Origin of the sequence: Rhodococcus sp. DMU2021 (assembly GCF_019641445.1) — a bacterium.
GTDB classification, from domain to species: Bacteria; Actinomycetota; Actinomycetes; order Mycobacteriales; family Mycobacteriaceae; genus Rhodococcus; species Rhodococcus pyridinivorans.
Genome location: NZ_JAIFKB010000042.1, coordinates 1 through 8,396 on the forward strand (window position 1 = coordinate 1; position 8,396 = coordinate 8,396).

General features: G+C 66.6%; 8 protein-coding genes. 6 read left to right on the forward strand and 2 right to left on the reverse strand.

Annotation, left to right across the window (positions count from 1 at the left end; translation table 11 throughout):
- Positions 1-1,237: 1,237 nt before the first annotated feature.
- Positions 1,238-2,320 (forward strand): hypothetical protein, encoded by a 1,083-nt coding sequence (locus K3M35_RS24855; RefSeq protein WP_220667187.1) that lies wholly within the window; start codon positions 1,238-1,240, stop codon positions 2,318-2,320.
- Complete coding sequence (locus K3M35_RS24860; RefSeq protein WP_308257119.1) at positions 2,317-2,898, forward strand: hypothetical protein; 582 nt, start codon at positions 2,317-2,319, stop codon at positions 2,896-2,898. The genes K3M35_RS24855 and K3M35_RS24860 overlap by 4 nt, the downstream gene beginning before the upstream one ends.
- Here K3M35_RS24860 and K3M35_RS24865 read toward each other — a convergent pair.
- Positions 2,895-3,242 carry a helix-turn-helix domain-containing protein gene (locus K3M35_RS24865; protein ID WP_220667188.1) on the reverse strand — a complete coding sequence of 116 codons (348 nt, stop codon included), beginning with the start codon at positions 3,240-3,242 and terminating at the stop codon, positions 2,895-2,897. The genes K3M35_RS24860 and K3M35_RS24865 overlap by 4 nt on opposite strands.
- Before the next feature lie 218 nt (positions 3,243-3,460).
- Entirely contained in the window at positions 3,461-3,913 is a 453-nt protein-coding gene (locus K3M35_RS24870) for a helix-turn-helix transcriptional regulator (RefSeq protein ID WP_220667189.1), read from the reverse strand.
- A gap of 148 nt (positions 3,914-4,061) precedes the next feature.
- On the opposite strand from K3M35_RS24870, the gene K3M35_RS24875 reads away from it, so the two are divergent.
- The 4 genes from K3M35_RS24875 (at position 4,062) to K3M35_RS24890 (ending at position 8,286) form a co-directional block, all read left to right on the forward strand.
- Positions 4,062-5,711: a cutinase family protein gene (locus K3M35_RS24875; protein WP_220667190.1), complete on the forward strand. Its 1,650-nt coding sequence runs from the start codon at positions 4,062-4,064 to the stop codon at positions 5,709-5,711.
- A 33-nt stretch (positions 5,712-5,744) separates the two neighbouring features.
- On the forward strand, positions 5,745-6,857 hold the full coding sequence (locus tag K3M35_RS24880) for an insoluble domain protein (RefSeq protein WP_259444457.1): 1,113 nt from the start codon (positions 5,745-5,747) through the stop codon (positions 6,855-6,857).
- A 68-nt stretch (positions 6,858-6,925) separates the two neighbouring features.
- Entirely contained in the window at positions 6,926-8,002 is a 1,077-nt protein-coding gene (locus tag K3M35_RS24885) for a hypothetical protein (RefSeq protein ID WP_220667191.1), read from the forward strand.
- Positions 7,999-8,286, forward strand: coding sequence for a hypothetical protein (locus K3M35_RS24890; protein ID WP_259444458.1), 288 nt, complete (start codon positions 7,999-8,001; stop codon positions 8,284-8,286). The genes K3M35_RS24885 and K3M35_RS24890 overlap by 4 nt, the downstream gene beginning before the upstream one ends.
- The last annotated feature ends 110 nt before the right edge of the window (positions 8,287-8,396 follow it).

An 8,396-nucleotide genomic window follows, 5' to 3' on the forward strand; every position in this document is an offset into this window, starting at 1 on the left:
CGTGGCTTGCGTTGCAGGCGTGCCGTGCGTGGCGTGCCGACAGTGCAATCCTTGCGTTTCTCGCGTGGCTTGCGTTGCAGGCGTGCCGTGCGTGGCGTGCCGACAGTGCAATCCTTGCGTTTCTCGCGTGGCTTGCGTTGCAGGCGTGCCGTGCGTGGCGTGCCGACAGTGCAATCCTTGCGTTTCTCGCGTGGCTTGCGTTGCAGACACGCCGTGCAACATACGCAACATATGCATCGCGTGCACGCAATGCACGCAATGCGCGCGAGACATGCAATGCACGCAATGATCGCTCTGCACGCGCAGCCCACTTGCGTGACGTACACGCATTGCACGCAGTGCATGCACGAGACGCGGAATGCTTATCTGAAAGGGGCCTGATCACCCGCTCCTCCCGATCCTTCATGGGGAGAGGGTCGATGGCATTGCCGACAAGGCCGGCCAACAGAAGAAACGAAAAGGTAGGCCAGCATTGCTGACCTTCTCCGGGATGGATGGGTAGGGCCGCTTACTACGACGGGTGGCGGGGGAGGGGCGATCGTCGTGCGCGCATCTGCATACGTGGTGCCACATATCACATGTTGAACCCGTAGAACTCGGTACGATGCCCACGGTCGAATCTCCGGATTCGCCGATGTTCCGTCGGGGGGATGTCGGCTGTCGACGCGATCGCTGCGACCCCTCGACTTGTTGTGTGCCGAGTTCTTATAGAGCGATGTGAGGCGCCGAGGAGTGGGAGGGCGTCTATGGACCCGGTAGTGGGTGCAGTGAGCGAACTACTTGCACATGCGCGGGGGCATGAAGCAGCGTCCGTCTTCGGGCTGATTCCGACGATCGAGCGGCTCCGTGACCGTCCCTTGCAGGTGGTCCGTAGTGACGATCTCGCCCCTGGCGTCTTCGGGCTCTGGCGCAGTTATCCGGAACGGGACGAGATTCACTACGCCCCGTGGGTCGCGACTCCCGATCGGACCGTTGCTCATGAATTCGGGCACATGCTGCTGGGGCACAGGGGGGTGCCCGCGTTGGAGACTGCAAAACGGACGCTTCCCCCGGAGTGGCATGACATGGCCAGTTTGATGCTGCGCGAGTGTGGCCAGCTCGACGGTCTCGACGAGCCTCGGCGGCGCCTCGAGGTGGAGGCGGAGGCGTTCGCATCGGAGTTGTGTCGGCGGATTGCCGGGGCAGGTGGGGCTCGGTCGGCTCGGATTCGATCGTTGCTGAACGAGGCGTTGTAGCGGTGTTGGCTTCGATCGTCGTGTCGGTCTTGTTGTGGTGGGTGGCTCTCACTCGGTGGTGGCGTTGGCGCACTTCGCGCTCGGTTCTGACGCTCGGTACCGCTGTGGTGTTCATCTTTATGGCGCTGCACACGACGGTGAATGTCGGTGCGGTCGATCGGCTCATCAGCGAGGCAGTGGGGGTTGCGAACGCAACGTCGGCGGTCAAGCACGGGATCTTCTTCGGAATCTGTCTCGGCGCGTCGATCATCATCGTGGCGCTTCGGGTGCCCGACGTGGATCGCCAGCGGCGGTGGATCGCACCTCTGTCGGCAGGAGCGACGGCTGCAACCGCGGTGGCGGTCGCGTTGTTCTTCTCGGCGGAGGACGCTCCTCAGGCGACCGATGGCTACCAGTTCGACGAGCTCTACGTGCATCTGCCGGGCTATGCCGACTCCGCGGCCTTCGTGATGGGGGTGGCAGCGGTGCTGTGCACCGTCATCACTGTGGTCGTGTTGCTGGGTTGGGACTTGGGCACGCCCTCAGGGCGGGGGCTGGCGATCCTGGCCTGTGGGGTTGCTGTGCTGGCATCGTATGCGTGGATTCGGGGCGGCTACATCGTCGCGGCGCGCCTGGGGTGGGTCGAGACCTCGACGTATGCGCTGGATCTGACGACCCAACTGGCTCTGATCGGAGCGGTTCTGACCACGTTCGGGCTGCTGTGGTCTTCTATCGAGGGGGTCTTCCGGAGTCAGAAGCAGCGTCGGGACTTCGCGGAGCTGTACATGGTGGTAGTGAAGGAACGCTGGCCGGGGGTGATCCGGGGGTCGTGGGCTTCGTTCGATCCGTCCCGGCGTACCGCGGACCGGGCGAATGAGGTGCTTGATGCGCTGTCGATGCAGGCCGATGTGGACAAGTTGCCCGAACATGGCTTGCCGGCCACTCCGGAGTCGGTCGCGCGATGGGTGCATACAGGGGAATCCGGAGGCATCGGGGTCGATGGGTTGCGGCCCCCGGTTGGGTTCGATGCGGTGAAGTGGGTGCGCGCCGTCGGTAGGGCGTTCCAGGATATTCACCTCTGCGATAAGGCGGAGATGCGAAAGTGAAAGACCTGGTGGCCAGGGTGCTGACCGAGATCGCTGCGCCGTGGACGGTCAATATCGCGTCGTGCTTGATTCTCGGTTTCGCGATCGGTCATCCGGCCTGGGGCGCCTTCGTTGCGCTCTTCGCCGGGGTGTTGCCGATGGCGTTGATCGTGTGGGGGATGGTGCGTGATCGGATCGGGAACCATCACGTGACGGAGCATTCGGAACGTCATGGGTTGATCGGGGCGATCCTCGTCCTGGTGCTTGTGGCGCTCGTCGTGCAGCTCGTAGCTCAGGGGCCGAAAGAGATGATCGCCCTGACGTGCGCGGGCTTGGTGACCCTGGTGGGGATCGGAGTCTGGACCAGTGGGGTCGGCGTCAAGGCGTCGGTGCACTTGGGGGTGTGGTGCGGCGTTGTCGCTGTCCTCGCGCTCGCACTGTCTGCTTGGTGGTGGACCGGATTGGTCCTCGCGCCGGCGATCGCATGGTCCCGGATGAGGTTGAAGCATCACACGAGGAAAGAAATCGCGGTCGGTGCCGTCACCGGCCTGGTCATTGCGCCGTTGACGTATCTCGCGATCGTGAACTTCCCCTATTAGGGCCGGGTGGGTTCGTCGTCGTAGGGGTTGTAGGTGCGAGCAGCCGCTTCGACGTCCTCGGTTCGCAGGGATTGCACCCACGAGATGTACCGCACAGCTTTTTCGAACGAGTCGTCGTCTGCGAAGTACTGCAGCGGGACGCGGAAGAAGTCGGCGAGATCCTGGACGACTTTCAGTCCCGGATTGGGGCGTTGCCCGTTGAGCAGCATCGAGATGTAGCCCTGGGTGATGGATCCGCCGTTGCTGCGGATGCCATCGACGATCTCGTTCATGGTGAACGGCCCCCGGTCCTTGGGATGGACATTGTCGATCAGATAGCGGAGCTTTTCGGCGAACGTCGCCACGGTGGACCTCCTCGTGAATCTCGACAACGGCCAGGTGAACCGGGCTTGTCAAATCTACAACCACCCCCAATGCGTGAACCGACTCGCCGCCGTGGGGGACTCCACCACGTACATCGTCTATCACCACGGTAATATTACGATCGTGATTTTGGCCTTCGGGGGGTTTCCGATCGGATGGTCGGCGAAACGCAGGAGTGTGGGTGAATGTGCTGGCGGGGTCACCGCGTCGGTCTGCCCGACCGTCGGTGAGCGCGCATCCACAGCGCTCTCACCTGTTCCTCGGTCGTGTCGAAGATGCGTGCCAACTTCAGGCATTCGGCATCGGTCAACGGGCGCTCGCCCCGTTCGAGGCGGGAGTAGGTGGACTTCGACAACCCCAGTTCGTGAGCAATGTCGGCCTGCGCCAGGCCCTGTCGGGTCCGCCAGCTCGCCAGGGTCTGCACATCGTCGGGGACGACAGCGAGTTCGCTCACTGCGACGTCGAGGACTGAGGCCACGCGTTCGAGCGCGCTCGGGCTCGGTGCTCCCTCGCCGGTCTCCCAGCTGCGGATGGTGTTGTACGTGACCCCGGACAAGCGTCCGAGGTCGGAGCGGGACAGGCCCCGTTCGCGGCGCACCTCGGTGAGCCGGGTGGGATCGAACCCGTACAGGGCGCGGCGCGGCACACTCACCTCCGTCTCGGGTCCACTCCGGTAGCTCTCGCACCAACTTTGCCGCATATGCGCAGCTAGGTGGAAATCACCGCCGACATTCTGTAGGAAATAACTGTGGGAAATAACTTCGATCTGGAGTAAGGTCGTAGCCGTGAAGGAGGGGAATATGAGCGCGTGGCCCAAACGCTTTGCGGCCGTATCATTTTCGGCGGCTGTGCTGGCTACTGCCGGCCTGGGTACCGCCCCGGCCTATGCCCAGTCGAGCACGGGCGATGAACCGCACTGGCTCGGTGAGCTGGTCTCGGACTGCCCGGATCTGTACGTGCTCGGGATGCAGGGCACCACCGAGACCTCGCCCGATGCGCCGGTGAAGGTCGATACCGGAATGCTCTCGAACATCATGGGTCCGCTGCTCGATCAGGCCCGCCAGCTGGGCGCGAGCGTGGACCGGGCGTATGTGCCGTATCCCGGTTCGTTCGGTGGTCTGACGCCCGGCGGCACCGAGTCGTATGTCGAGTCGGTGACCGCGGGGGAGGAGAACCTGTCGCTGGCGGCGCAGAAGGTGCTCTCGCAGTGCCCCTCGGCCAAGCTCGCCGTCGTCGGCTTCTCCCAGGGCGCCCATGCCGCGTCGAACTTCCTGCGGTCGGTCGGCAAGGGCACCGGGGTCGTTCCGGCCCGCTCGGTCGCAGCCGGTGCCTTGTTCGGCGCGCCGACCCGCAGCCCCGGATCGGGATTGTTCCCCGGGACCTCGCAGACGGCCCCCTCACCGGTTCCCGGTACCAGGGGAGAGGCGGTCAAGGCGCTGTCGTCGGTGTCGTTCACCGCCCCCGAGGGGGGTGGCATCGGGCCGGTGGCCGATCTGACCAGCAGCTACGGCAGCCTGTCGGGGCGGGTGTCGTCCTGGTGCCAGGGTGGGGATCTGGCCTGTGATGCGCCGGCGAACGCCCCGGTCGTGCGGGCGGTGGTCAACGTCGCCGGTCAGGTCGAGGTCGGCGGGGATCCGTTCGTCGCGATCTCCACGGTCGGACGGGCACTGGCGTCGACGGCGCTCAAGACCGCCGTCGATGTGGTCAACCAGGACATTCAGGCGCCGAGGAGCGCGTTGTCGGCGATCTCGGTCCAGCCGAAGAAGACCATCTCGCAGCGTCTGGCCGAGGCATCCGATCCTCGGGCGACGCCGCCGACGGGGCAGGAAGTCACCGCAGCGTTGATGAAGGTCGGGCTGATCGGCATCAACGCGGCGGTCACGGTCGTCAAGAAGGTGCTGACCCCGGAGACGATCGCGGCGGTCGCGGCGGCTGGGCTGGCCAATCCGGCGGCGGCCTTCGGTGTGCTCGCGGCCAAGACGGTCAGTGTGCTGCCCGAGCTGGTCCCGCCGGCGACCTCGCAGCGATTGGTGCGCCAGGCGTTTCAGGTCGTGCAGAACGAGGTCAAGGCCAACCGGGACGCGTTCGACCTGGTGGCGATGACGACGGTGCGCAATGTCGCCGCCGAACACGGCTCCTACGGGTCGGTCCCGGCCACGGCCAGCGGGCAGGCTCCGACCCGGTTCGCTGCGTCCTGGCTCGCTGCGGTGGCCTCCGATCTCAGCGCTGCGGCCGACTCCACCACGTCCACGACGGTGACCTCCACCTCGACGACTCCGACCACCACGACGGTCCGGCCGTCGGCGACCACCTCGACCACCCCGTCGTCACAGACGGCGACGTCCACCACCACCACCACCTCGGAACCGGCCGTGACCACCACGACTGTGGTCGACGCGGGACCGACGGTGCTCGATCAAGGCGGCATCTCGGCCGCCGAACTCAACTGATTCACGCCTGACACACAAGAAAGAGAAGCGAGTATGAGCAAGCATCACAGGCCGTCACGGATCGCCAAGGCGAGCGTCGTGCCCGCCACAGCCGCCGCGATCGTGGCAGCGGGCACCGGCCTGGCCTCGGCCGATCCGGTCGACCTGCCCTCGCAGGGCGGGGTCACTACCCCGGCACCGTCCACTCAGGGCGGTACCACCAGCGCGCCGAAGCCTCCGGCCAAGCAGATCTACTGGACCCCGCCGCCGGCGCAGCAGCGCGAGTATGCGCCGCTGCCGGACTACAACTACGACACCAACCGCTACGAGCGGCAGTCCTCTCCGCCGCCGATCGACCCGCTGGAGCTGCGTGCTCCGCAGCCGGTCACCCCGGAGCCGATCTACATCGCTCCGCCCGAGAAGATCATGGTCGGGGACATTCACTTCAACCAGCCGAACTGGGTCACCGACGACGACCGGGAGCGCACCAACAACACCGCCGGTCTGATCCGCTCGGATGTGGCGACGTTCTACAAGTCGGTCGGTATCGAAGCCAGCCGTGCCGATCGTGTCGCTGCTGCTCAGATCGGCGCGACGGTGGCCGGTGCGGCAGCCGGTGCTGCGGCCGGTGCCGTTCCTGGTGCTCTGATCGGCGGCACCATCGGCGGTATCGCCGGTGCCACCGCCGGTGGTGTGGTGCCGCTGCCGATCCCGGTGCTGCCCGAGGTCACCACCGGGGTCGCCGGGACCGCAGCCGGAGCAGCGATCGGCGCTGCGGTCGGTGCGGTCCCCGGAGCAGTACTCGGTGGCGCGGCCGGCCTGGCTGCCGGAACCGCCTTCGGTGCCGGTGACGACGAAGGCCAGCCCATCGAGGTTCAGCTGCCCGACGTGCACCAGGAGGTGCTCACCGAACAGGCCGGTTCCACGGTCGAGCAGTGGCAGTCCTCCGGCCCGGTCGGACAGGCCGCCGCCGACGCCGTTCGCAGCGTCGTGCAGAGCGCTCCGCAGGTCGATTCGCAGGTCCGTGAGTGGGTCAAGGTCCAGCCCGGTGGTGAAGGCGTGGTCGCCGGTGTGGACAGCGCTCTGGACACCTTCTTCGGCGGTTCGGCCGGCACTGCGGCCGAGATGATCTCCACCGCGATCGGTGACGGCATCGTGCCGGCCTGACCTGCCCGAACAGTTTTCCGGTGGGGGCGGGTAGCCCCGCCCCCACCACTCGACGAGGGGGAACACAATTGTCGACCGACAATCGAGGCGCACTCTTCCCGGACGTAACCGAGCACTACGGGCCGCAACCGACTCCCATCGAAGACTCCGACACCGGATCGGTGCACTTCCCGATCCCGGACGAGACGATCGCCGACGCGGCGGTCGCCTCCTCGGACCTCGAACCGGTCGCTGCCGAGACGACCTGGGAATCCGACGACGATGCGGTCATCCAGACCGACCTGGAGCCGATCGGCACTGCTGAGACCCCCGTCGCCGACACTGCACCGGCCCCGATCCCACAGGACCCGGACGGCGCCGCCCCACACCCTGACACGGAGGCCGGCGACGACCCGTATGCCACCGCCCCGGACTGGGTGCGCGTCCACATTCCGCGAGGTCCGCTGGTGATCTCGCAGCGCAGCCGTGGGGGTCTCAAGTCCGCGATCGGCCGAGCCCGTCCTCCCCGGCCGACTCCGGCCCCCGAGTCGGCCGAGGCCCCCACCAGCGCCCCCGCCGTGCCGGTCACCGATACCGCTGCCGCTGCTCCCGCGAAGCGGGGCGGCGATCGGTCCCGCACTTGGATGCTCGTCGGCGGCGGTGTCGCTGTGCTGGCAGTGGTCTCCGCTGCGGTGGTGACCACGATGGCCGGGAGCACCGACGAACCACAGGCGCCGCCGCTGCCGTCCTCTTCGGTGGTGGCCTCGCCCTCGACCACCCCCTCGACGACCGCGACCGCGGCGGCCCCGGCGTGGTGCGCCCCGGTCGACGAACCCGGCCGGATCGTCGGCAACGGCCCCGGTGGACGTGATTCCGGTCCGGCGGTGATCCAGGCGTTCGAGCACGCCTACTACGTCCAGCGGGACGGCGAGGCCGTCGCGGAGCTGATGGTCCTGCCCGGCAGCGATATTCAGAGCTTCATCGACGCTGTGCCGGTCGGGACCGAGCACTGCGTGACCGTGCTGCCGACCGAGGACCCCAACCGCTGGTCGGTCGATGTGCTGCTGAAGTTCCCGCCTGTGGGAGACGAAGGAATCCACAAGCAGTGGATCACCACCATGCCCGCCGACGGCGGCGTGAAGATCGCGAACGTGGAGAACCGATGAACAACGTTGTTGCATTTCGGCGTAGCCCGAAAATCGAGCAGCCCGAACAGGTCTCGGCCATCGTGGTGGCCGGATCCGGGGGAGCGGCCGCGACCACGACCTGCTTCGGCCTGGCCACCGCTCTGCGCCTGGGAACCGATGCGCAGGTCGCGGCGATCGACGGCACCACCGACGGCGGGAACCTGCTCGCCCGTGTCGGGGTCGAACCGATCGACCCATCCCGGGCGGTCCGCCAGCTCGGCTCGCGGATGGCTGTCAGTAGTGCCGGGGCGGTGGGGCCTTGACCCCGGTTCTTGGACACGCTGAATCCAGCATCTGCTGGGGAAGCGAGATGATCTTCAGTCATGTCACGAAAGAACTACTCGGAGGAGTTCCGGCGCCAGGCGGTCGAGTT

Excerpts from the sequence above, each read along its gene's own strand:
- K3M35_RS24875 (WP_220667190.1), top strand. The coding sequence starts at position 4,062 with ATGAGCGCGTGGCCCAAACGCTTTGCGGCCGTATCATTTTCGGCGGCT.
- K3M35_RS24880 (WP_259444457.1), top strand. The coding sequence starts at position 5,745 with ATGAGCAAGCATCACAGGCCGTCACGGATCGCCAAGGCGAGCGTCGTG.
- K3M35_RS24890 (WP_259444458.1), top strand. The coding sequence starts at position 7,999 with ATGAACAACGTTGTTGCATTTCGGCGTAGCCCGAAAATCGAGCAGCCC.